At 43.9% G+C, this 26,619-nt stretch carries 15 protein-coding genes and 1 pseudogene; 10 read left to right on the forward strand and 6 right to left on the reverse strand.

Annotation, left to right across the window (positions count from 1 at the left end; all coding sequences use genetic code 11):
• Positions 1–20: 20 nt before the first annotated feature.
• On the forward strand, positions 21–2,441 hold the full coding sequence (locus G8O23_RS02280) for an alpha-ketoacid dehydrogenase subunit alpha/beta (protein ID WP_166361340.1): 2,421 nt from the start codon (positions 21–23) through the stop codon (positions 2,439–2,441).
• A gap of 382 nt (positions 2,442–2,823) precedes the next feature.
• Here the strand turns inward: G8O23_RS02280 and G8O23_RS02285 are convergent.
• The 4 genes and pseudogenes from G8O23_RS02285 to G8O23_RS02300 form a co-directional block, all read right to left on the reverse strand.
• Positions 2,824–3,504, reverse strand: a pseudogene (locus G8O23_RS02285) (MvaI/BcnI family restriction endonuclease); the annotation flags it as partial.
• Positions 3,505–3,533: 29 nt separating this feature from the next.
• Positions 3,534–4,304 carry an HNH endonuclease gene (locus tag G8O23_RS02290; protein ID WP_166361342.1) on the reverse strand — a complete coding sequence of 257 codons (771 nt, stop codon included), beginning with the start codon at positions 4,302–4,304 and terminating at the stop codon, positions 3,534–3,536.
• A gap of 292 nt (positions 4,305–4,596) precedes the next feature.
• Positions 4,597–5,076 carry a DNA cytosine methyltransferase gene (locus G8O23_RS17665; protein ID WP_166361344.1) on the reverse strand — a complete coding sequence of 160 codons (480 nt, stop codon included), beginning with the start codon at positions 5,074–5,076 and terminating at the stop codon, positions 4,597–4,599.
• Positions 5,077–5,376: 300 nt separating this feature from the next.
• Positions 5,377–6,885: a sodium/proline symporter gene (locus G8O23_RS02300; protein WP_166361346.1), complete on the reverse strand. Its 1,509-nt coding sequence runs from the start codon at positions 6,883–6,885 to the stop codon at positions 5,377–5,379.
• A gap of 143 nt (positions 6,886–7,028) precedes the next feature.
• Between G8O23_RS02300 and G8O23_RS02305 the strand changes: the two genes are divergently transcribed.
• Both G8O23_RS02305 and G8O23_RS02310 read left to right on the forward strand, forming a co-directional pair.
• The gene (locus G8O23_RS02305; RefSeq protein WP_166361348.1) at positions 7,029–7,604 is read left to right on the forward strand and encodes a superoxide dismutase; all 576 of its coding nucleotides are present in this window, start codon (positions 7,029–7,031) and stop codon (positions 7,602–7,604) included.
• A 413-nt stretch (positions 7,605–8,017) separates the two neighbouring features.
• Positions 8,018–9,652, forward strand: coding sequence for a SulP family inorganic anion transporter (locus G8O23_RS02310; RefSeq protein WP_166361350.1), 1,635 nt, complete (start codon positions 8,018–8,020; stop codon positions 9,650–9,652).
• 162 nt (positions 9,653–9,814) lie between these two features.
• Here the strand turns inward: G8O23_RS02310 and G8O23_RS02315 are convergent, their stop codons facing one another.
• Complete coding sequence (locus G8O23_RS02315; protein ID WP_235942232.1) at positions 9,815–11,923, reverse strand: S9 family peptidase; 2,109 nt, start codon at positions 11,921–11,923, stop codon at positions 9,815–9,817.
• Positions 11,924–12,040: 117 nt separating this feature from the next.
• Entirely contained in the window at positions 12,041–13,930 is a 1,890-nt protein-coding gene (locus G8O23_RS02320; RefSeq protein WP_166361352.1) for an aldehyde ferredoxin oxidoreductase C-terminal domain-containing protein, read from the reverse strand.
• 288 nt (positions 13,931–14,218) lie between these two features.
• Here G8O23_RS02320 and G8O23_RS02325 point away from each other — a divergent pair, with 288 nt between their 5' ends.
• From G8O23_RS02325 to G8O23_RS02355, 7 genes are all read left to right on the forward strand, one after another.
• A complete protein-coding gene (locus tag G8O23_RS02325; protein WP_166361354.1) occupies positions 14,219–16,417 on the forward strand; it encodes a 7TM diverse intracellular signaling domain-containing protein in 2,199 nt (732 codons plus the stop codon).
• 16 nt (positions 16,418–16,433) lie between these two features.
• Complete coding sequence (locus G8O23_RS02330; RefSeq protein ID WP_166361356.1) at positions 16,434–17,468, forward strand: aldose epimerase family protein; 1,035 nt, start codon at positions 16,434–16,436, stop codon at positions 17,466–17,468.
• Between the two features lie 182 nt (positions 17,469–17,650).
• Complete coding sequence (locus G8O23_RS02335) at positions 17,651–18,034, forward strand: co-chaperone GroES (RefSeq protein ID WP_166361358.1); 384 nt, start codon at positions 17,651–17,653, stop codon at positions 18,032–18,034.
• 124 nt (positions 18,035–18,158) lie between these two features.
• Positions 18,159–18,773 carry an OmpH family outer membrane protein gene (locus G8O23_RS02340; protein ID WP_166361360.1) on the forward strand — a complete coding sequence of 205 codons (615 nt, stop codon included), beginning with the start codon at positions 18,159–18,161 and terminating at the stop codon, positions 18,771–18,773.
• An 85-nt stretch (positions 18,774–18,858) separates the two neighbouring features.
• Positions 18,859–20,127, forward strand: a complete 1,269-nt coding sequence (locus G8O23_RS02345; protein WP_166361362.1) for a glycosyltransferase — start codon at positions 18,859–18,861, stop codon at positions 20,125–20,127.
• A 154-nt stretch (positions 20,128–20,281) separates the two neighbouring features.
• Positions 20,282–20,773 (forward strand): LytTR family transcriptional regulator DNA-binding domain-containing protein, encoded by a 492-nt coding sequence (locus G8O23_RS02350; protein WP_166361364.1) that lies wholly within the window; start codon positions 20,282–20,284, stop codon positions 20,771–20,773.
• A gap of 26 nt (positions 20,774–20,799) precedes the next feature.
• Positions 20,800–26,442, forward strand: a complete 5,643-nt coding sequence (locus tag G8O23_RS02355) for an ELWxxDGT repeat protein (RefSeq protein WP_166361366.1) — start codon at positions 20,800–20,802, stop codon at positions 26,440–26,442.
• Positions 26,443–26,619 lie beyond the last annotated feature (177 nt).

Below are 26,619 nucleotides of genomic sequence, written 5' to 3' on the forward strand. Positions count from 1 at the left end.
TAAAACAAACATCTAGGAAAATGGCAAGTAAAAAAACCAACATCGAATTCGATAAACAAGAGATACTAAACGACTACTATATTGCAAGGCTAAGCCGCGAGATTAGCTTACTGGGCCGCAAAGAGGTACTAACCGGCAAGGCCAAGTTTGGTATATTTGGCGATGGTAAGGAGCTTACCCAAATTGCGATGGCCAAAAACTTTAAGGATGGCGATTGGCGCTCGGGCTACTACCGCGACCAAACCTTTATGATGGCTGCAGGGCTTTTTAGCGCCGAAGATTTTTTTGCTCAACTCTACGGGCAAACCGATGTGGAGCTTAACCCCGGTAACGCTGGCCGTTCGTTCAACAACCACTTTGGCACACGCTCCCTAAACCCCGATGGCACATGGAAGGATCTAACGGCCATGAAGAACTCATCGGCCGATATCTCCCCCACCGCCGGACAAATGCCCCGATTACTTGGCTTGGCATGGGCCTCGAAGCTTTTCAGAGAGAACAGGGAGCTACACCAGTACAAAAACTTCTCGAACAAAGGCAACGAGGTTGCCTTTGGCACCATTGGCGATGCCAGCACCTCAGAGGGGCACTTTTTCGAAACCATAAACGCTGCTGCTGTGCTGCAAGTCCCTATGGCCATGACTGTGTACGACGATGGCTACGGAATTTCGGTGCCCCGCGAATACCAAACCGCCAAAGGGAGCATCTCCGAACTGCTTTCGGGTATAGAGAAGAAGAAGGGCGATAAAACAGGAATGAAGATATACAAGGCCAAGGGCTGGGACTACCATGGACTAATTGAAACCTTTAGCCAGGGTGTGGATGAGGCACGCACAACGCACACGCCGATCCTTTTCCATATCACTGAAATTACTCAGCCCCAAGGGCACTCCACCTCGGGGTCGCACGAACGTTATAAATCAGCCGAGCGATTACAGTGGGAACAAGATTTTGACTGCAACAACAAGTTTAGACAATGGATAATTGACAACAAGCTGGCCAGCAACGATGAGCTAAAAGCTATTGAGGAAAAAGCCGCTACTGATGCCCGTGAGGCAAAAAATGCCGCTTGGAAAAAATACACCGAGCCCATTAAAGCCGAGCGCGATGCCCTAGTTAAGATTATCGACAACCGCTCATGCGTTTGTAAGCGCGAGCATATCGACAAGGTTGGCCTAATAACCGCCGAGCTAAAAAAGTTTCCCAACCCCATCCGTAAGGATAACATGAGCTCCGCCAAGCGAATTTTAAGGCACGTATGCACCGACTGCTCCATCCGTAAGCAGCTGCAAAGCGACCTATCGATATGGATGAAGGAGAACTACGAGAAGGCCAACGACCTTTATAGCACCCACCTATACTGCGAAACCGAAAAATCGGCGCTACGAATTAAACCGATACCCGCCAAGTTCTCCGATAAGTCGGTAACCGTAACTGGCCGTGAGGTGCTTCGCGACAACTGGCACAAGCAGTTTGAGAAAAACCCTCTGCTAGTAGCTTTTGGCGAGGATGTGGGTAATATTGGCGGGGTAAATCAAACCTACGAAGGCCTGCAGCAAAAATTTGGTGAGATTAGGATTACCGATACCGGCATTCGAGAAACCACCATAATTGGGCAGGGCTTAGGTGCTGCTCAGCGTGGACTTAGACCCGTTGCCGAAATTCAATACTTCGACTACCTACTTTACGCCCTGCAAACCCTGAGCGACGACCTGGCCACCCTACGATGGCGCACCAAGAACGGGCAGATGGCACCGCTAATCATCTCCACCCGTGGCCACAGGCTCGAGGGTGTTTGGCACTCAGGCTCACCGCTCAGCATGGTTATCAACTCCATTAGGGGGATATATGTTTGCGTTCCACGCAATATGACCCAAGCCGCGGGTATGTACAATACGCTGCTTGAGGCCGACGATCCAGCCCTGGTAATTGAACCGCTAAACGGCTACAGGTTAAAGGAGAAAATGCCCGACAATATTGGCGATTTTAAAGTTCCGCTTGGAGTACCCGAAGTTCTCCGCGAGGGAACCGATATAACCCTTGTAACCTACGGTAGCTGCGTTCGCATTGCACAGGAGGCCGTAGAGCAGCTGCATGAGTTTGGCATCTCGGTTGAACTAATTGATGTGCAAACCCTGCTCCCATTCGACTTGCCCAACATGGTGCTCGAATCGGTGAAGAAAACTAACCGCGTGGCATTTTTCGATGAGGATGTTCCCGGCGGTGCCACAGCATTCATGATGCAAAAAGTACTTGAGGAGCGTGGGGCATTTAACTACCTCGACTCGGAGCCCAGAACCATCACCGCCAAGGAGCATAGGCCGGCCTACACCACCGATGGCGACTACTTCTCGAACCCCAATGCCGAGGATGTGTTCGAAACGGTGTATGAAATTATGCACGAGGTTAACCCAAAAAGGTATCCAGACCTTTACAAGTAGGGTGCAAATTAGATATCTAAAGATTGTTAACGGTTGAATATGGCTTAAAACCTATTCAACCGCTTTTAATTTTATAGAGGTAGGTGGTGGTTATGAACAGAGCGTATCAAAATACTTCGGGTCGATATATGAAAACTCTAAATGGGAAGAGTAGGTACCCTGGGGTGTAATTGACATTTTTTCTAGACAACGAAATTGACACGAATGAACTATTGGATTCCAAAAACCTAATCTATCGTCATTGGTTGCAACCACAACTTTTTGTTACCATTCTCCCCCTCACTCAATACGCTGCTTAGAACAGACTTATTTTTCTACATATTTAGGATTTTGGGTTAGGTTGAACAAACTAGCACTTAGTATGGGTTCTAAAGTGAAAGTATTATCCCATCACATTTACAATTTCATTCTTCTTATACAATTTCGGTAGAAATTTTGACTTAATCCTAAACTGGCTTCTTTTTTTTATTTTAGGTTTTGTAGATATATTCTCAAGTTTAATGCCTGGGTCGTAATAAATATTACCCGCAGCCAATTGAGAAAGGAATAACTGGAAATCAGTACCTGTACCTAAAATCACATTATTTCCAAACTTATATTTCCTATCTCCAGTAGTTATAGACTGTGAAGGGACATAGCACGCTTTATCATGTTTTCGATTCCAATGCAAAAGCATTGATGAAAAACTCCATGAAGCTGTTTCGTTCTCATTTTGATCAAGCAGAGCTATTTTTCCGTTGGTGTTTCTAATTTTTCCACTTTCATGATCAAAACCTATTAGCCTCAACTCTAATTGAGTAGTTGAATGGACTTCCCCTGACTTGTGAATTCCCCCAAAATTCATTCGGTCTGGGCGTCCGGTTTTATCAGGGTAACCGTAAGTTCTTACAAAATAATCTGCACCGTGAGTTTTGTAAATTCCACCAGTTGGCTCAGGTGTCATAAGTGTAATTACAGATGAATTTATCCTTTCAAAATTTGTGACACCAAACTGCTTTATCTCCCAACCCAAAAAGTCAGGTTCTGAATAACCATTAGGAGTTATTCCTAGTTCTGCCTCTAAGGTATATCCACAATCATTTTAAGACATTTCTACCTTTGAAAACGAAATTCATTGTGATATTTTAAGAACTCACTATCTGGCAAGAATCTTGATGGCAAAAATATTTCCTTATCTTGATATTGAAAAAAATACTTTTCAAGAATTTCTGTTTTTTTTTGTTTCAACAATACATTTGAAACCTTGATTTTATATTCAGGAGTGATTGTAATTAATCCATTTTCAAAAGCCTTATCATGCAAAGCATTAATTGCTATTCCATTCCTTGGATTCAATCTGTTTTTTTTGTCTTCGCTCCAGGGTTTTATATGCCCTGCAATTAATAAGTCACTTTGATTTAAACCAGTTATGCAACAGGTGTAATTATATGAAGCTAGAATCAAGTGTCGAAAGAATGATTGATTCACTCTAATTTTAATCATCTTTTCTTTTGATTTCCCTTCAGGCAGATCTTTTAAATCTATCTTGGAAATATTCTCAATAGGTTTATTCTCAATTTTAGCAAGAAGTTTCTCGCTTTCAAATGGTAAATCTTCCCAATTATTATAAAATTCATCCCAAATTACTTTGTCCAACCTACTTGCATTATATGCTCCTTTAATTCCTTTGGCTTTGAGACTTGGATCTAGGCTTGCAAAGTTTACAAGCTTGTAAGCTATTGAGCTTGGAGTTCTGTTAATTAAAACCGAGAGGTTAATAACCTGAGGATTATGCCTATGTAATTTTCCAAATGGCAATTTACAATACAAGTTAATGGCTAAAATTAGTTCATCTCTTGTCCATAAACGTTGTCCCTTTTTCATCAGATATCTTCTTCGGTTAAAAACTCAGTTTCACAATCTTGCGATAAACAATGATGAACTTGTGTTTTTTCTGGCAAAAAATATAAGTCTATCAATATTTCTGTTCTACAACCACAATGAGGGCATATTACTGGTTGATCATTATAGATATAAACTTCACTAGTTTCTTGCATAGGGTTAAATTTATGCAGCGAACTGCGTTAAAGGTTGATGTGACGGCCTTTTCTTTGGCCTTAAAGTTTTGTGTAGCGAAGGAGCGACCAGTGGAAACACCTATAACAAACATTTGTAATTATACTGAATTAAAGTTGGAAATACCTAATATAGAGAAGGATTGGCAAGGAAACCCGGCCAATAAAACATCATGTTCTGGAATACTATTCTCGCTAATTACTGTAATATCATCAAATGGCACCTCTCCAAAATTTGCTTCATAAGTCACTTTGGCAAATTTGTTATATTCGGAAGAAAAAACACATTTCCCACCAACCTTTTGGTAAGCTAATCTTATTCCACCTATCCCGGCAAAAAGATCAATGAACTTGAATTTTGGATTCTCCGGGGCAGGAAATGGAATATCCCATTTAAAATTCAATTTCGCTTGCACATTTACACTATGTCTAGTTAAATATGAAATTGCAGGCTCTTCAAAATACTTTACAACAGAATCCCCAAAATTATGAAAATAATGGGTCACGTAAGCCTGCTCATTTTCTATATCTCTTAGCGGATCAATCTTTATCTTATCCTTTAATTCAGAATATCTTAACATAGCATTCTTCTTTCTATCTACTTTTCAATCTTTAGTCTACAAAGGTCTAGGTTTTTTTTGATTTATTTATTCAAATTCTGATTTACTTACAAACCATTTTTCTAATAAAACCTATTATAATCAATGATTAGTTTATTGTTTCTGAACATCCTATAATCTTTTCATTGGCAAAATTTGGCTCTTTTGCAAATTGAATTACCTGCTTTTATGCTGAGACAAGCAATAGTATCAATTGTGATACGTAGTTGGGTGAGCGTCATAACTACTGAATTGTTCTAATTTTAAAAAGCCAATAAACATCTACTTCTCCCCAATATCCTTACCCATAACCTCAAACATTTGGTCAACCCCGCTGGGTCTTTGAGTGAAAAGGCTTACCACAATGGTGGTAATAAGCGATAGCGAAAATGCAGGGATTAGCTCATAGATTAGGTTTTTAAGGAAACCAACCTGATTCCAAACAATTACGGTAATGGCACCCACCACTATTCCGCTAATAACTCCTGCTGTTGTAGCACGTTTCCAGTACAATGCCAGTATTGATGTGGGACCAAAGGCAGCACCCAAACCTGCCCAGGCAAACAGCACCAGCCAAAACACCAGCTCCCCTGCAATAAAACCCATGACCAATGCAATTACCACAACCAGAAATACTACCAAACGGCTGAGAAAAACCAATCGCTTTTGGGGAACCACTTTCCCACGCATCCACCATTTTTCGTACACATCGCGAACAACCGATGAACCGGCAACAAGGAGCTGAGAGTCAGCGGTGGAAACAATGGCAGCAAATATGGAGGCAATTACTAACCCAAAAGCCACCGGGCTTAAATGGCCGTAGGCCAAAACGGGATAGAGGTTCTCGGTATCGGAAGCTGGAAGAGCTGTCACATCGGGAAAGTATAACCTGCCCACCAATCCTATAAATAAAGCGCCAACAGCCATAACAATGTTGGCCAATGTGCCAATAACAGCAACCGAAGGCAACTGCTTGGCACTCTTAATGGACATGTAGCGAGATATGATATGCGGATTGCCCGGCGAACCCAAGCCAATGCCCACAAACCCTATGGCTGCACCTGCGCTTATGGCAATAGGACTAGCAAAACTTCCAGAGTCGACCTGCCTAAGCATATCAATAAACTGTGCGAATCCTCCAAAGTCGAGTATCGACTTAATGGGAACCACCACCAGTGCAATAATTATTATAAAGGCTTGGATGGTATCGTTTAGGCTTACAGCTAAAAATCCCCCTAAAACCACATACACCAGAATTATGGATGTTGTGATTACCAATCCCCACGAGTAATTGATACTAAAACTTGTTGCCAGCGCCTTACCACCCGCAACAAACTGCGCCGAAACGTAAGATACCATAAAGATAAGAATGATAAGCACTACGGCTAGCCTAAGATACCCCTTGGGGTCGGGAAAGCGGATGGTAAAAAAATCGGGAACTGTAATGCAGTCGTACTTCTCGGTGAATCGCCTAAGCCTAACGGCATAAAAGAAGAACAGCAGGAACTCTACCACAATGTAGCCCACGGCTGCCCACAGAGCCGATAATCCCATTGTGTAGGCCATACCTGTAAAGCCCAGTAGTAACCAGGCGCTCCTACCCGACACCACTGCCGACATGGCCACAATTAGCCGCCCCATTTTACGGCCACCAATAAAGTAGTTGCTAATATCCTTTGATGAAAATCGGCTAGAGAAGATACCAATAAGCAGGATAAGCAAAAGGTACCCAATAAATGTGACAACTGTGGAAGTGTTTACCGTCATTTCAGTCACCAAAGATTCGTCCATAGCTTAGGTGTTTTATGTTTTACAAAAACTAAAGTAGCCATTTGCTTCAGCAGAACATACGCAAGGATTAACTTGTGAATGCTCTTCAAATTTATTAAATTTGCCTTAACACCTTTTACTAAACCAAACAAAATTCAACTACTATGGCATTTGAACTTCCAAAACTACCCTACGGATTGGACGACCTAAACCCAATCATTAGCAAGAACACGTTAGAGTTTCACCATGGTAAGCACCACCAAGCCTACGTGAACAATCTGAACAACCTGGTTAAAGGCACCAAGTTCGAGAATGCCGATTTGCAAACCATTATTAAGGAGGCCGATGGGGGCATTTTCAACAATGGTGCACAGGTTTGGAACCACACCTTCTACTTCGAGGCATTCTCTAAAAATCCGCAGAAAGAGCCCATGGGCAAGTTGGCCGAGGCCATTGAGCGCGACTTTGGCTCATTTGCAAAGTTTAAAGAGGCTTTTGCCAAGGCTGCCGCCACGCTGTTTGGCTCGGGTTGGGCCTGGCTAGTGAAGGATGCCTATGGTCATCTTGAGATTGTGCAGGAGTCGAATGCCGGCAACCCCATACGCAATGGGCTTACCCCCATTTTAACCTGCGATGTGTGGGAACACGCCTACTACCTCGACTACCAAAACCGCCGCCCCGACTACATTGAGGCCTTCTGGCAGCTGGTGGACTGGAAGGTGGTTGAGCAACGTTTCTAGCCAAATCAAATTACAGCTATAACCCATCCACCTTTTAGGGGATGGGTTTTTTATTTGTTTAGCAACAAACAACTCAGAACGATTATTAAACATAAAATATTTTCCAATCTCTACATAGCAATCAATCCAATAATTACTAGCTTTGCGGCTTCAAACAGAAATACTTTGAACAGGTTACAACCCATATACAGCAAAATGTTCCCAGCAAACAGCATAATTGGCAAAAGCCACATTATTGCCAGAAATTGCAGGCACGCGCTAAAGTGGGATATTGAGCACACTGGCTAATATTCTACTTTCGAAATGTAGAGTAAATCTCTATGCTTCACATCAACAACCTAATTACAAAAAACATACTTACAAAACCTTATTACACCAGTTAGCATATTGGTGTAACCCTTACTAATAGACAAATGAACAGCATTTTCAAACCAAAACTATTCAGCATCCTGCGCGAGGGGTATAGCAAGCATCAGCTGCAAAAGGATGTGATGGCGGGGGTAATAGTTGGCATTGTGGCTCTTCCGCTGGCCATTGCCTTTGCCATAGCATCGGGCGTTTCGCCTGAGAGGGGTATAATTACTGCAATTGTTGCAGGATTCCTGATCTCCCTACTAGGCGGTAGCCGGGTGCAAATTGGGGGCCCCACGGGCGCCTTTGTGGTTATTGTTTTCGGAGTAATTGAGCAGTACGGAATTGAAGGACTGATTATATCAACCTTTATGGCGGGGTTAATGCTTGTTGCCTTTGGGTTGCTCAGGCTAGGCACCATCATAAAGTTTATCCCCCACCCGCTAATAGTTGGGTTCACCAGCGGTATTGCAATAATTATTTTCTCAACCCAAGTAAAAGAGTTCCTTGGGCTAGGCCTCACAGAGATCCCTTCGGCCTTTATACCCAAGTGGGGAGCATACTTCACCTCACTCGGAAGCATTAATACTTACGCGGTTCTAATCGCTGTTTTCACCGTGTTGATAACCATTTTCTCAAAAAAACTTTTCAAAAAGATTCCTGGCTCGTTCATAGCCATTGTGCTTATGACAGTTGCTGCAATACTTTTCAAACTTCCGGTAAATACCATAGGTTCGGTTTATGGCGATTTGCCTACCACCATCAACCTGAGCTTACCAACCATTAACTTGGGTAGCTTAACCCAGTACATTGCACCTGCATTCACCATTGCGCTGCTGGGCGCAATTGAGTCGCTGCTATCGGCTGTGGTGGCCGATGGGATGATAAGCGGAAACCACCGCTCTAACACCGAACTTATTGCACAGGGTGTGGGCAATATGGCTTCGGCCATTTTTGGGGGCATTCCTGCTACAGGCGCCATAGCTCGTACCGCAACTAACGTGAAGAACGGTGGTAGAACCCCAGTTGCCGGTATGGTTCATGCCGTTACCCTGTTGCTTATTGTTATTTTCTTTGGAAAATGGGCAGCCCAAATTCCACTTGCTTGTCTTGCCGGTATCCTTGTGGTAGTGGCCTACAACATGAGTGAGTGGCGATCATTTTACTCCATCCTTAAAGGGTCGAAGTACGATGTGCTGGTACTGCTAACCACATTCTTTCTAACCGTGCTTGTAGATTTAACCGTAGCCATACAAATTGGAATGGTGCTGGCAGCACTCCTATTCATGCAACGAATGGCAAACACCAGCAATATAATTGCAGCCGACGCCGATATGGATGCTCTGGAAGACTACTCCGATTTACCAAAGGATATAGAGGTGTACGAGATTAAAGGACCTTTCTTTTTTGCTGCAGCCCAAAAATACAGAGAGACCCTCAAAAACTTTGGGAAAACAAACAAGGTGCTTATCCTCAGGATGCGACATGTCCCATTTATCGACTCCTCGGGTATACACAACTTTAGGGAAACGATAAAGTACCTGAAGGTTCGAAACGTTAAAATAATTCTTTCGGGGGTACAACCAGGGGTGAAAAAGGAGCTAGAGAAGACTAGAATTGATTTTCTGATTGGCCGCAACAATATTTGCGACAACTACAACGAGGCTAAAACCAAAGCCCTGAAAGTGCTTGGTTAGAGTCCGACATATGTCCACACGAACATATAACAACCACTCACGGGGTGACTATTTGCTCAGCAATTAGTCACCGTGAGTTAACCTGAAGATTAAAGTAGCGTTATTGCAAAAAAAGAGTGGCCACATTGGGCCACTCTTTTTATATACAAATAGTAAAATCAACTATTTCAGCCACTTATCGAGCCAGCCAAAGAACTCGCGCTGCCATACAACTGCATTCTGAGGTTTAACCACAAAATGTGTCTCATCGGGGAAAACCAGCAAACGGCTAGGTACGCCAAGCAGCTGGGCTGCATTAAATGCCTGCAGTCCCTCGGAGTAGGCAATACGGTAATCGTGCTCACCCACAACCACCATTATGGGCGTGTTCCAGTTCTGAACCAGCTTATGCGGGCTATTAGCATAGGTACGCTGTGCAACCCTGTTGGTTTTGTCCCAATAGGGGCCACCAAAATCATGGTTGGGGAAGAATGTCTCCTCGGTAGATGCATAGAAACTCTCGAAGTTGAACATGCCGTTATGTGCAATAAATGCCTTAAAGCGATTTTGATGTACGCCAGCAAGGTAGAATGCAGAGTATCCGCCATAACTTGCACCAACAGCGCCAAGCCTATCCTCATCCACCCAAGGCTCCTGCTTCACATTATCAATGGCGCTTAGGTAGTCCTTGATATTCTGTCCGCTATAGTCACCCGATATTTGTGCGTTCCACTCCTGACCAAACGAAGGCACTCCCCTACGATTGGGCGCAACAATTACATAGTCGTTAGCCGCCATAATCTGAAAATTCCAGCGATAGCTAAAGAATTGGCTCACGGCGCTTTGTGGCCCACCCTGGCAGTAAAGTAGTGCTGGGTACTCCTTGTTTGGGTCGAAGTTGGGCGGAAGAATTACCCAAACCAGCATATTCTTACCGTCGGTGGTTTTAACCCAGCGCTGGGTAACCTCACCCATCTTGATATTATCGTAGATATGCTTATTGATAAAGGTTAGCTGCGTGTCCTCACCCGTTTCGGGGTTGATGGTGAACAGCTCAGTGGCCATGCTCATGCTCATTTTTTGGGCAACCAGTGTTCCCTTTGCTGGCGAAAACCAGCTGTAGTTGTGCCATCCATCGGTTACTTGAGTAATCTCTTTCGACTCAAGATTGATTTTATAGATTTGCTGGGTAGCATTAATCTCGCTGATAAAAATTAGATTGTTACCACATCCACTCCAGGTAATGCTATTGGCGTTTTGGTCGAACCCTTTGGTCATGTAGGTACGCTCGCCAGTCTCGAGATTAAGCACGTAAAGGCGTGCCTTGTCGCTCTCGTAGCCAGGAGTTTCCATACTCTGCCAAGCAATCATCTTGCCATCGGGCGAGAAAACAGGGTACTTGTCGTAGCCCATCATCCCCTCGGTGATGTTCTCGGTTGTGCCATCCTCAATGTTGTACAAATAGATGTCGGAGTTGGTGGTAACGGCCAAATCCTTACCATGGAATTTTTTTGATGTGTAGGCAATTATCTTTCCGCAGGGACTCCACGCAAGCTCATCGTCGCTAAAATATGGCGACATGGGCGAATCCCAAGGCTCACCCTCCATAATATCCTTGCCTGTGCCAACCTTACCGTTGGTGTAGTCGGCAACGAAGATATGCCTGAAGCTACCATCGCGCCAGTAGTTCCAATGGCGATACATCATATTATCGGTAATACGCACGTTAACCTTGGGCATATCGGGATGGAGATCCTTAGGCGTTTTCTCAATCTGCACATTCTTGGTGTACATAATCCTATCGCCTGTTGGCGCGTAGGCAAACGAGCTAATGCCTCCCTCGATATCAGTTACCTGCACAGGGTTTGCACCATCAACGTTCATTTCCCATAGCTGGGTTGCCCCACCACGAGTCGAGAGGAATCCAATTCGACTGCCATCAGGTAGCCACTGTGGGCTAAAATCGTTGGTGGCATTGGTGGTTAGCTCCTTGGGCTCTCCTCCCTCAACAGGAACGGTGTAGATATTAGTCACACCCTTGTTAGCATCCATAGAGTAGCGGGTTACCGTAAACAGAACGGTTTTTGCATCGGGCGAAACGGATGTGCTTCCAATTCTTCCGAATTTCCATAGTACTTCGGGGGTTAATACTCCATTCTGAATTTCCTGAGCAGTAAGCTCAACGTCGGGGGTAACGGGCTCGGACTGGTTACTAGAACCATCGCCTTGGCAGCCCAGTAGCGTGGCAGCAAATGCCATAACGATAACTGTTTTTAATTTGTGTACTTTCATATTCTACTTGTATTTAGGAGTTTATTTTATGATTGATACTTTCATTTTTCCCCTTTGATGGATTTATTTACCCTAAAGTTTAGCTTCAATATTAAACTATATATGGAGCAAACAACACTACTTGAACTCGCTTAGGGTTTCATGAATACCCTTATGAATCTCGTACCAGAAGTCAAGGGCTGCGGATTTCTTGTTATCTTCAAACCGTTGGAGCCACTGCTCAAGGTCAACGTCTTGCACCCCATCCTCGTCGCGCTTCTTCATCAAAAAGGTATGCACAAAGTCGATGCTACGTTCGCTCTCCCAGAATATGGATGCATTTCGGCTGTTTATTCGGCTTGCAGTAAGCAACAACGACTTCAGAAATTGATCCTTAAGCCCATAGAGAGACCCTATAATGTCAGGCATAATATCTTCGGCCCACGCTCTATGGAAACGGCACACCCCAGTATTATCCATCATCAGCTCCTTTACCATACGGCGGCCATTCTCGCGGCCAAGTTCGCGTGGCGGGATAAACTCTTTGCCATAGTTCATATAGTATTTCCCCATAATTGCCATGGGCGACATAGCCCCAGGTGTCCAGTACTGGTTGGGGACAACCCATCCCTCACGAGCAAAAGCGATATAAACAAACCTATCGAGTATCGCCACGCCTTTCTTTCGGGCTAAACGCCGGCCAAACTTCCTTGCCCCATGCGAAAGGTCTATTGCTCCTCCCTCAATAGTCATCTGATCGAGTAGAGCAATACCCAACTTTGCGTTGTGCATTGAATCTTCCACCACATTAAACTTCTCCGGAGAGAAAACAGGGACATCCTTAACGCCCAAATCTTCGGGCTTAAGTAACCCCTCATGCAGACACTCCATGAGCCACGCCAAAACGCCCCCTACCGATATGGCATCGAACCCAAGGGTATCGGCATGGTGGTTAAGCAGCTCCGCTGCACGCTGATCGAAAATTCCGCAGAGAGGCCCCATGGTTTGGTATGGCTCGTAGTCCTTCTTGAACTTTCCATTCATCTTTTTGCAAACGGCAGCACAGGGCTCTCCACAGTTTTTCTGCTGCTTAGGCTTTATGGTCTCCTCGTTAAACTGCTTAAGGTAATGATTTAGGATGAAGTCATTATGAATTTTCAATCGCTCATCCTTAGGCATATAAATGCTTTTGTAATTGAAAGCAATTATTCGTTCGTTTATAGTGGCATAGTTAACACCCAAAGTTCCTCCCGTATCGAAGTTGGGGTCGAATCGGTATTTGGTTGTGGCCTCAATATCTTTGGCTGCCAGCTTCTTATTGTATTTATCTTGAAACCACTGATCGGCCACATTGCGGTCGCGAAAATCTTCATCAACATGGGTTCCTCCGTATATTATCCCCACTATGCCATGCTCCTGAAGCATCTTGGAGCCAAAGCCTCCCCTGCCAGCCCAAGTATCGACGTACGTTAACTCACCATTCCGAATGGGTGCCGAGGCAATACCACCAAAATCGGTGAACATCGATGCAGGCCCTGCGGCAAGAACTCGGGGATCATTCTCGTATCGGTGCCCAAAATGCTCCATTGCTTTCTCCATAACGGCGTAAACGCCTCCTCTACCCGTATTCCAAACCTCTCGTCGTCTCACTGGTAGGAGTTCAAGCTCAATGTCCTCGCCATGGTTTCTGTTAAGATATAAAATGGAGGGCGTGTAACTTTTACCCACAATGGAAAACATATTAATTCCTAGGTTATCGAACACAAGGCCGGCACCACCCATTGAAGAAATGTAAAAGCCATGCCAACTGGGCGACACCCCAGTAAATATCAAACGATTAGATCCAGGAAAAATGGAACCAGCAAGTAAACCAACGCCCACATTTAGGCTATTGTACTTGTGAGCTAGGTGTATTCCCAGATCGACTGGCCCAAAAAAGTCACCAACGCTGTACCTGTTTAGCTTGTAGTAGGAGTTGGATGCATCAATCATTAATACTTTTTGGGTAGGAGCAGTTGGATTTGTCATTCCAGGAAATTTTAAGTATGGTTCGTATCCGTTTATCCACAAAAATAGAGAAATTTAGCAAGCCTTACTATCATTTGGTGGAGATTACAAAACTTTTTAGCCAACAACAACCTTCGAATTGATTAATTGCTTATCTTTAAAAAACAAACAGCTGGCTCGCTCAAAAAAAACTGAGTTTGGCAACTGCCCTGAAATTACGTGAAAAAAAACCCCTTTATACCTTCAAGTTTTAGGCTGTGGCTTTCGTCACTTCTAACCCTAGCATTTATACTGGGGCATTGTGGCTCTATGGCACAAATACCATTTTCTCTTTCGGGTGAACTTCATAAGAGATACAACATAAATCATCACGTAGAGATACTACCAGACGCAAAGGGAACCATGGATTTTGGTGATGTTCTTAAAAAAGAATACGCCCAGTATTTCACTGGAGACACGAACCTTACCCGAGGGGCGGCATACCATTGGATAAGGTTTTCGGTTGAGAACAGAATGTCTGAGCATATCAACTGGCATTTGTATATAATGCCAAAGCAATACAACGAGATTTTTAGGGTTTGCCCAACAGACACCTTCTATTTGGCTAAAAATGGAGAGTATGTGAAAAACTCGGAGAGTATATTCCCCGAAAACCCTTCGGTGATACCGATAAAAATACCTAGCAACCAAACGTCTACCTTCTATGTTAAGGTAAACACCGAGATCTACCAAGAGTTTAAACCATTGGTTAGCATAAGCCTTAGGCCAGCCGAGAAGGAGATGAAAGCATACACACGCAACTGGATTATACTGGCCGTTCTGGTAGGCGTACTGTTCTCGCTGGGGTTTTACATCCTTTTTCAGTACATCCTTTTTCGCGATAAAAGTTTCCTATACTTCTTCCTCGCATTCACCTCAATGGCTCTGTACTTCATCGCTTTCGAGAGGGTTGGCTACGCCATTACTGGTTGGGAACCATTTACCCGTTTTACGGGTAATTACATTGCGCTTCTATGCACATTCTCGTACATAGGTTTTTCGCGCTATTTCCTCGACTCGGAGAAGAGATTCCCCAAATGGCATAGGTTCTTTAGGTATTTTCAGGTGTTTTATGCTATTCCACTTACTTTAATTATTCTCATTAACCTAGGGTTCTTTTGGAACTTTACTCCCTACATTCACATCATCCATATTATTGCATTTGTTTTTCTGCTAACCTTTGCCATCACCACGTTTCGCAAAAACCACTACCTGGCGGGTTACTACCTATGGGCCAACACCATATTCTTTATCTTTTTATGCATTTTTGTGATATATGTAATTATTAAACCAAGTGCTGAGACCCTCACTACACACCTCATGGCTAACAGCCTAAAAATAGGATCGTTTGGTCAGGTGCTCCTGTTCACCCTAGCGCTATCGAACCGAGTAGGACTGCTTAATCGGAAGGTGGTAGAAACTGAACTGGAAAAAGAAAGGTTAGAAAAGGATCAGATTCTCAAAATTCAAGACATTATCAGAAACACAAACCTTGAACTTGAGCAAAAGGTAAAGGAACGCACCATCGAGATAAATCATCAGAAGGAGGAGCTACAAGCACAGGCCGAAAATATTGAAGCGGCTTACCAAGAGATTTCTCAGCAAAAGATGATAATTGAGAATGCTCACTCGCAGATAACCGACAGCCTATACTACGCATCGCTTATTCAGCGAGCTGTACTACCAAGCCAAGAGGTAATATCAAAACATTTTGAACAAAACTTCATCCTTTACTGGCCCCGCGACATTGTAAGCGGAGATTTTTACTGGACTGCTGAGGTTAACAACCAGAAGCTTTTTGCTGTTGGCGACTGTACGGGACACGGGGTTCCAGGTGCCTTCATGAGCATGCTAGGCATATCACTACTTAACGAGATTGTAAAAAGGGAGCGCTTAACCAAACCTGAAGAGGTTCTTAATAACATTAAAGACAACCTGCTAAATGCCCTCCAGCAGGAAGACGAGGAAAACGAGGTGCGCGATGGAATGGTAATAGCATTTTGCGCACTCAGCGAGAAGAATGGGAAAATGACCCTGGAGTACGCAGGTTCGCATACCCCATGCTATATTGTAAAGAGCGAAAACCAGAATGTTGAGATTACTACCCATATCGAAAAAACCACGAGTAATGGAGAGGTTGCACTCTACACTATAAAACCGGATATTATTCCCATCTCGAAACATTTTAAGGATAACTCATTTAAAAGCTACAGCATTGAACTAGAGAGAGGCGATATGGTTTACCTCACAAGCGATGGAATAATCGATCAGCTGGGTGGGCCGAGCTACAAAAAATTCTCGACAAAACGTTTACAGAAAATTTTACTTGATATACATTTGCTGGATGGCGATGCGCAAAAAGACTATATCGAGAAAAAGCTACTTGATTGGATTAACTTCCCCGATCCAGAAACGGGATCGCCCAGCGATCAAATCGATGACATCTGCTTAATGGGCATACGGATTTAACTAAACACACAAAAATATGAAGGTAACAACCAAACTATTTGGCCATACACAAAATGGCCATGAGGCACAGCTTTTCACCTTTGAAGCCAGCAACGGCCTCTCCATAGGCATAACTAATTTTGGAGGCATTATTACCTCTGTGAAAGCACCCGATCGATTAGGCAATATTGAAGAAATAACTGCAGGATTCGATAACCTAGAGCAGTACCTAAAAGGCCACCCACACTTTGGCGTTGTTGTGGGGCGATTTGCCAATAGAATTGCCAAAGGAAAATTTTTGATTGATGGCGTTGAGTATAACCTCCCCATAAACAATGGGCCCAACCACCTTCATGGTGGCGACAACGGATTCCATAGCAAGCTGTGGGACTCCGCATTGGAAAGCGATGAAGCTAAGGGCACCCTCACCCTCTCATGCAAAAGCGATGATATGGAAGAGGGTTACCCGGGTAACCTTAAAGCAACAGTAAAGTACACAGTGCATGACAACAACACGTTAGATATTGAGTTTTTTGCAACAACCGATGCCCCTACCCATATAAACCTTACCAGCCACGGATACTTTAATCTTAGTGGATTTAAGGAGGATGTTTGTTCGCATGTACTACAACTTAACGCTAGCCACTACCTTGAGATTGATGGCACTCAAATCCCTACAGGAAAATTGGTTGCATGCAAAAACACCCTCTTCGACTTTAGCCAACCACGCCCACTTGGCCCTAGCATTAAGGGTATAGATGGTGGTATTGATCACTGCTTTGCGCTAAATAATCGCACCAATGATGCATCGGCAGCCATACTAACCCATTCACATAGTGGCAGACGGCTTAGCATAAGCTGTACACATCCTGGCATTCAGGTCTACACGGGCAACTCGCTCGACGGGGTTCATACTGGTCATAATGGTACTGCATATAACAAGAATTGGGCTGTTTGCCTCGAGATGCAGCACTTCCCCGATACCCCAAACCAACCTCATTTTCCTTCTACACTTCTTAAGCCGGGGGAAGAGTACTACCAAAAGGCACGTTTGACTTTTGATACCATCTAGCCACGCAATCAATTTGTTAAATATTGATAAAAGAGCAATGCGATAATCGATAATATTTTCACACACACGACTGATTATGTGCAGTATGCAAACACACTGTGCTTGTTTGGTTATTTAGCAAGGAGAAATCCATTGTACAATTATATATCTTTGCAAGGCAAACTTTATTTTATGGCAACCATATGGCATTATCACTCGAAACGAAGAATTTAGACAAGCTAATTGTAGTTGGCGACAGGGTGCTAATAAAACCGAAAAACCCCGATGAGAGAACAAAAGCGGGATTACTTCTCCCGCCCGGTGTGCAGGAGAAGCAAAAGGTGCAGTGCGGGTTTGTTGTAAAGGTTGGCCCCGGATATCCTATTCCCGCGCCAACCGATTACGAGGAGCCTTGGCAAAAAAGCAGGGACAATTCCCGCTACTTCCCCCTACAAGCCAACGTGGGTGACATGGCTGTATACCTACAAGATAATGGCACCGAGATTGAGTTTAGCAACGAGAAGTATATCGTGGTACCGTTCCAGGCTATCCTTCTGCTTGTTCGTGATGAGGGTCTTTTTGAGTAATTTTTTTAACATACCTTTTTTTATTGAGCATAATCAATATATTTGCAAACGTTTCTATACTAAATACTATTTGTTTAACAAGCCGGTTCAACATCTCAATTTCCGGTTCAACCAATCTTAAGAAATGAAAAATACATCGCTAGTAGTAAACATCGTTTTGGCCATTGCCATTGTAGCGCTTTACGTTTTACATTTTACTGGAACTCCCAAAACTAAAACCACTCAAAGCGAAGACGGGGTTGCCTCCGAACAGTTTGTAGGTGAGCACGCAATTGCCTGGGTGAACATGGACTCGCTACTGAACAACTACGATATGTACTTTGACATTCAAGCAGAGCTTGAAGGCAAGGGTCGCAAAATGGAAACCGACATGACCACCCGCACTAGAGCCTTCGAAAGGCAGATGATCGATTTTCAGGATAAAGTTCAGAAAGGACTAGTAACCCGCTCAACAGCACAACAAATGCAGCAAGATCTTGCCACCAAGGAGCAAGAGCTATACCAGTACAGAGATGAGCTGCGGATGCAATTTGCCGAGGAAGAGCAAGTGATGCTTCGCAGAATCCAGCACAGCATTACCGACTTCCTAAAAGAGTACAACAAAGAAAAGGGTTACCAAGTTATCCTTAGCGGTGCATTTGGCGGCCCAGTGCTTTACGGAAATCCAGCCATCGAAATTACAAGAGAGGTTCTAGTTGGACTAAACGCTGAGTACAGCAAAAGCAAAACAAAAAAATAAGATTTTTTTAAGCAATACACCAAGCCCCAACCCTAACAAGGGAGGGGCTTATTTTTTTTTGATTTAGATGTAACTAAAATTCCCAATGCAGCACCCCTACTTTAAACGGCACAAATCATTTAGCCCAACGCTGACTAGCAATCCAAGCCCCAACCTTGGCATTGCAATTGTGCTGCCATCGTTCAATGAGCCCAACCTATGGCAATCGCTCCAGGCGCTTGCCAACTGCAATGCCCCAACCTGCGATGTGGAGGTGCTAGTTGTGGTGAACTACCCCGAAGAATCATCTCCTGAGGTGATTAACAATGCCCTTAGCTGCATACAGGAAGTTCATCGAGCCAACGAGCTTAGCAAGTATGGCGGCCTAAAGTTTTACCCCATCGACGCATCTAACCTACCCAAGAAACACGCTGGAGTTGGGCTGGCTCGTAAAACAGGAATGGACGAAGCGGCGTGGCGCCTTCTGCAATCCGATTGTGCAACCAGAGTAATAGCATGCTTCGATGCCGATGCAACATGCACAACAAACTACTTGGTTGAACTGGAAAAACTCTGGCTAAGGTACCCTGCAACTGCCGCATGTTCCATCAGGTACGAGCACCCCATTGAGGGCAACGACTTCCAAAGCGAAATATACCAAGGGATAGCAGAGTACGAACTACATCTTCGATACTATGTTCAGGCAGGTAAGTACATTGGCCACCCCTTCTCTGAACAAACGGTGGGCTCAAGCATGGCCTGCAGTGCCGATGCTTACCTCCGGTTCGGAGGGATGAACAAGAACAAGGCAGGCGAGGATTTTTACTTTCTGCAAAAGATTATCCCCCACGGTAATTTCCGCAACTTGAACACAGCCGTGGTTTACCCATCGCCCCGAACCTCGTACCGTGTTCCTTTTGGTACCGGGCGGGCTATGACCAAGTACATTGAGAACAATAGTACTGGCTATTTAACCTATAGCATCAGGGCGTTTCAGGAACTAAAAAGTTTTATCGACCTTGCCCCCACATCACTCTTCAACTCAACTGACGATTACACATACAACTTCATGAAGGGGCAACCAGAACCGCTGAGACTTTTCCTAGAGCAGAACAGTTTTGCACAAGCAATCCAAGAAATTAACAACAACACATCCAGCTCCGAAAATTTCGCCAAGCGCTTCTTCCTTTGGTTCGATGCCTTTAAGCTACTAAAGTATCTAAACTTTGCCCATGAAAAGCATTACCAACGGCAACCCGTTGTTAACGCAGCAAAAACACTGCTAGAGTTACTTGGCAAAAAGACGGACAGCGGATTGCCTGACGCTAAGCAAACGCTATGTACCTATCGTTTGCTTGACGCTGAGAGGATTTAAGGTTGATTCGTGGTTTGGTTACAACAATTATTTTCAGATAGAAATAAAATCAAATAATAAATAGATCCCAGCAAATAATAATTGAAACCCAGCGAATACTTAATCACTATTTTCAATTAGGATTTGCCTAACTATTTTGGCCAAAATTGATTCTATGGTCAAAGTGCTAGTTGTGCCCCATGAGGATATAATTCTTGGAAACCCAAGTACATCAATTGTACTAACAACCTGGTTTAGTATAAATTCTATTCCAGAGCAATCTTTTTCCCTTGAGGAATGGAGCCAGCAAAGCCTGCTTTACTCCAATGGTGAAGTTGAGATAGAGGTTTTAACCAAGGGCGATAATTACTGCTTTTTGCCCATCCCATCAATTGTTAGGGTTGAGCGCGACCTGAATAGTAGCGTAATGTACCTGTTAAATAAACAGGAGTTGATTACCCCCTTTGAGCTTGAGTATTGGGAGAATCTGCTAAGGCTTCACAACTTTTTTCTAATCCATCCAAACCACCTAATAAACATAATGCATATGCAAAGCTATGTGAAGTGCAATGCTTTTGTGAAGCTTAGCAATTCCGATGCAATACCCGTTGTAACCAACGAAGCAGAGGATCTTATTAATTTTTTGGACAAACAAACAATACTATAACAAACAGTAAACTTGGAGGAAAAACTATGAAAAAAATTTACCTAACCTTGCTACCGATTTTCTTATTCTTTTTTACCTCATTTGCTCAGGTAGAAATGGTTAAGCAAATCAATTCGAACGTATCAAACTCTAGTTCCAATCCGCTTGGGTTTTGTCAAGCAGGTGATAAAACATTCTTTACAGCAACCAATCATTTTGGTTATGAACTTTGGGTTACAGATGGAACAGAGGAGGGAACTCAAATGCTTAAGGATATTTATGCTGGTGCAGTAGGTGGCATAGACCAAATGCAACCACAAATAGTTTACGCCAGCGGTAAGGTTTTTTTCCCTGCCAACGATGGAGTTCATGGGAGAGAGCTATGGATGAGCGATGGAACAGTTGAAGGAACCGTTATGGTTAAAGATATTAATCCCGGTTCAGCAGAAGGAAGACCTGATAAGTTGACTGAGGTGAATGGAATACTATTCTTTTCTGCCAATGATGGGGTTAATGGTTTTGAACTATGGAAAAGTGACGGAACCCCTGAAGGAACTTTAATGGTTAAGGACATAAACCCAGGGGTAAACTCCTCATCTCCACAACTTTTCTTCAACTCAAACGGAACGCTATACTTTGCAGCCAGCAATGGCGTTACGGGACTGGAACTTTGGAAAAGCGACGGAACAGAAGAAGGAACGGTATTAGTGAAGGATATATATCCTGGATCACCCAATGGATTTCCCGTCATACGTGCTACTGTTAATGGATTAATTTTCTTTAGAGCAGAAACATCAAGCGGATACGGTCTCTGGGTTAGCGATGGCACGGAGGAAGGAACTATATTGTTAAGAAATGGCAATTTTGGGGGTGGAGTTGAGCATAATGATAAGTTTATTTTTCAAGGTTCAGATTACGAACTGTGGATAAGTGATGGCACAAGCGATGGAACATATTTGCTTAAGGATATTTATCCCGGATCTACGGGTTCGTTTCCAAAAAATTTTACAGCGCTTAATGGCGAAATTTTTTTCAATGCTAGAGATGATGTATATGGCTATGAACTTTGGAAAACCGATGGTACCCCTGAAGGAACTGTAATGATTAAGGATATTAATGTTGGTGCAGGTGATTCAAATCCATCTGAATTGGTGAACATTAACGAAACAATCTACTTTAGGGCTAATGATGGGGTAAATGGAGAGGAACTATGGAAAACAGATGGAACTGCCGAAGGCACTGTTATGGTAAAAAACATAAGGCCAGGAAACTCCTCCTCCCCTCAATATCTTACTAATGCCAATGGTACCCTTTTGTTTAGAGCAAACGACGGAATTAATGGCGCTGAGGTTTGGAAAAGCAATGGGACTGAGGAGGGTACCCTTTTGGTGAAAGATATAAACCAAGCATCAAGTAGTGGTTTAGCGTATTTTGCCGATTTAAATGGCGAACTATTTTTTAGAGCCAACGATGGAGTTTATGGAATTGAACTATGGAAAAGCGATGGCACCCACGAGGGAACCCAGATGGTAAAAGACATAAACCCTGGTTCGGGTACTGCTTTTATTGAATCGATTACCAATGTAGATGGCACACTATTTTTTAGTGCGAGTCACCCCACATATGGTTCAGAACTTTGGAAAAGTGATGGAACAGAAACAGGAACTGTGATAGTTAAGGATATTAACCCGGGAACTGGGCATTCCTCACCACAAATGCTTAGAAATGTAGATGGAACTCTTTTCTTCAGAGCAAATAATGGTGTTAATGGCATTGAACTATGGAAAAGCGATGGCACTGAGGCAGGAACTATTATGGTAAAGGACATTAACCCTGGCACGGGCCATTCAAGTGCTAGCAGTCTAATTGATGTAAACGGAATGCTATTCTTTTCTGCCTCCAATGGTAGTAATGGGACAGAACTATGGAAGAGCGATGGAACAGAAGCGGGTACCGTAATGGTTAGGGATATTAGATCTGGATCATCATCATCGAGCCCATATTTATATGCCAATGTTAACGGAACTCTTTTCTTTAGTGCCGATAATGGTTCAAATGGTCGAGAACTATGGAAAAGCGATGGAACATATTCTGGAACTATATTGGTTAAGGATATTAATCCTGGAGGAAGTAGTTCTTTACCCTCTGGAATAGGTTTTGACAATAAATTTCTTTTTTCAGCAAACAACGGTGTAAATGGCAATGAACTATGGATTAGCGATGGAACCGAATCAGGTACATATATGCTTAAGGATATTTATTCTGGATCAGAAAGTTCTTACCCAAGCAACTTTGTTAACCACAATGGAGTAGTTTACTTTTCTGCTGATGATGGTGTTAACGGAAGAGAGCTTTGGAGAACCGATGGAACATTTGAGGGAACTCAGCTAGTAGTAGATGTAATACCTGGAAATGAAAGTTCATTGCTATCTGCTAGCATTACGTCCTTTAATGGTTATATTTATTTCCATACCTCCACTGGTCAGAACTCTAAACTATGGCGTAGCGATGGAACTGAAGAGGGGACATTCCAAGTTGGAAATGTAACTAATGGTTACATTGGCGGGAGCTTAATGGCTAGCGACAAATATTTATTTTTTGTTGCAACTGACCATAGAGGGGAGCAGCTTTGGAGATATAAGCCTGAGCCTTTTACTCAGGCAAGCAATATCATATTTAGCAACATTACCAGCACCGAAGTAGATATTAGTTGGACCAAAGGAGATGGAGAATCACGTGTGGTTTTTGTTAAGGAGGGTGAGGGTGCCATTTCTTACCCTGAATACTTACAAACATACTCTGCATCAAGCAATTGGGATTCTCCAGGCGATGAACTTAATAATTCAGGTTACTTCTGTGTTTATAATGGAAACGAAAACAGTTTCTCGTTAAGTGGATTATCACTAAACACAAAGTACACAATACAAATTTTTGAATACAATGGTACTCCAGGTGCTGAACAGTATCAATGGCTTACTGCTGAGAGTAATCCAAATACATTCACCACTTTAAATATTCGATTACCTCAATCAATAACACTTGAAGATATACCAATAAAAACTTACGGTGATGAAGATTTTAACCCTTCAGCTTCTGCAAGTAGCGGGTTATCCGTTAAATTTTCATCAAGCAATCCTGATGTTGCAATCGTTGAAAACAACTTAGTGAAGATCGTTGGTGTTGGTTCTTGCACAATATACGCAGATCAGGAAGGTGATGAGGATTATGAACCTGCCGAACAGGTTAGTAAGACATTAACAATTAATAGGAAAGAATTACTCGCCACGGCCGAGGACAAGTCGAGAACCTACGGCTCCGACAATCCCGTGCTCACCATTGCTTACAATGGATTTGTTAATGGCGAGGACGAGTCGGTTATCACTGAGCCCATCGTTTCTACTTCAGCCACTGCCACCAGTGTCGTGGGCAAGTACCACATCACCTTGGAAGGCGGTAGCGCCACCAACTACGAGCTAACGCTAGTGAATGGTGAATTGGAAATCACTAAAGCGTCCCTCACTGCCACTGCCGAGAGCAAGTCGAGGACCTACGGGGCCGACAACCCGGTGTTGACCATCGGCTACGTTGGCTTCGTGAACGGCGAGGACGAATCGGCCATCACCGAGCCCAACATTAGCACCACGGCCACCGCAACGACCTTCGTGGGCAAGTACCCCATCGAACTGACAGGAGGTGATGCCACCAACTACGAGCTAACGCTAGTGAATGGTGAATTGGAAATCACTAAAGCGTCCCTCACTGCCACTGCCGAGAGCAAGTCGAGGACCTACGGCGCGGACAACCCTATGCTGACCATAGCCTACACTGGTTTCGTGAACGGCGAGGACGAGTCGGCCATCACCGAGCCCACCATTTCTACTTCAGCCACTGCCACCAGTGTCGTGGGCAAGTACCCCATCACCCTTGATGGCGGTAGCGCGACTAATTATGAGCTAACGCTAGTGAATGGTGAATTGGATATTACAAAGGCATCCTTGACAGCCACGGCCGAGAGCAAGTCGAGGACCTACGGCGCGGACAATCCCGTGCTAACCATTGCTTACAATGGATTTGTTAATGGCGAGGACGAGTCGGTTATCACCGAGCCCAACATTAGCACCACGCCCACCGCAACGACCTTCGTGGGCAAGTACCCCATCGAACTGACAGGAGGTGATGCCACCAACTATGAGCTGACGCTGGTGAATGGTGAATTGGAGATTACTAAAGCATCCCTCATTGCCACGGCCGATGATAAGTCGAGGACCTACGGGGCCGACAACCCCGTGCTCACCACCGCCTACGCTGGCTTCGTGAACGACGAGAATGAGACGGCCATCACCGAGCCCATCGTTTCTACTTCAGCCACTGCCACCAGTGTCGTGGGCAAGTACCCCATCACTCTTGATGGCGGTAGCGCCACCAACTACGAACTAACGCTGGTGGATGGCGAGTTGGACATTACAAAGGCATCCTTGACAGCCACGGCTGAGAGCAAGTCGAGGACCTACGGGGCCGACAACCCCGTGCTCACCATCGCCTACGCTGGCTTCGTGAACGACGAGAATGAGTCGGCCATCACTGAGCCCATCGTTTCTACTTCAGCCACTGCCACCAGTGTCGTGGGCAAGTACCCCATCACCTTGGAAGGCGGTAGCGCCACCAACTACGAGCTAACGCTGGTGGATGGCGAGTTGGACATTACAAAGGCATCCTTGACAGCCACTGCTGAGAGCAAGTCGAGAACCTACGGCGCGGACAACCCCGTGCTCACCATCGCCTACGTTGGCTTCGTGAACGATGAGGACGAGTCGGCCATTACTGAGCCCACCGTTTCTACTTCAGCCACAACAACCAGTGTCGTGGGCCAGTACCCCATCACCTTGGAAGGCGGTAGCGCCACCAACTACGAGCTAACGCTGGTGGATGGCGAGTTGGACATTACAAAGGCCCCGCTAACGGCTACGGCTGATGACAAAACTCGCTATGAGGGTGAGGAGAACCCAATATTCACTATTACATACTTAGGATTTGTAAACGGTGAAGATGAATCATTAATTAATGAACTACCTATTGCATCAACAATTGCCACAGTTAATAGTCAACCTGGGGAGTATGATATTACAGTAGCTGGGGGCGATGATAATAACTACGCCTTTACATACATTAGTGGTAGTTTAACCATTCTGAACACACCAACCTATCAGGTAACTTTTAAAGTGATTAACAGTTCAAATGGTGCATTGGCTGGAGTTAATATTGAAATTAACGATGAGACCATTACTACAGATGAACAGGGAGAGGCATCCATAATGCTTTCTAATGGCACATATGCCTATACTCTAACAGCCCAAGGTTATGAATCAATCAACGGGGAGGTTATCATAGAAAATGAGGATTCAATAATTTCTGTGAGCCTAATTGCTGTGAGCGTAAACTATGATCAGGAATCAAAAGCAAATGTTTATCCAAACCCATTTAGCAATAGGCTGGTTGTAAACAATGCCATCAATGCGAAGCGGATTATTATTGTGAATATTGCAGGACAACAAATCTTATCCAAAGAGAACATCAATAACGATCAAGTCTTCATAGACACAAGCAACCTGCCTAATGGTGTATACTTGGTTAGAATCATTGATAATAGCGGGATACAAACAGTTAAAAAGATAGTAAAAAACAACAGGTAAACTGAACAAGCTTTTCTTCCAGATTAACAACTAATTAAATTCTACCAGCCAGCCACAAAGTCCCACTTGTGGCTGGCTATTTAGTTAAAAAAAAAAGGATGAATTGAACTACTTCAAATGGAGTAAGACTAATCATTGGTTATCTATCACAAAATTTTCACCACCGCACACAACCTG

The organism is Perlabentimonas gracilis (assembly GCF_011174675.1).
Taxonomy (GTDB): domain Bacteria; phylum Bacteroidota; class Bacteroidia; order Bacteroidales; family Tenuifilaceae; genus Perlabentimonas; species Perlabentimonas gracilis.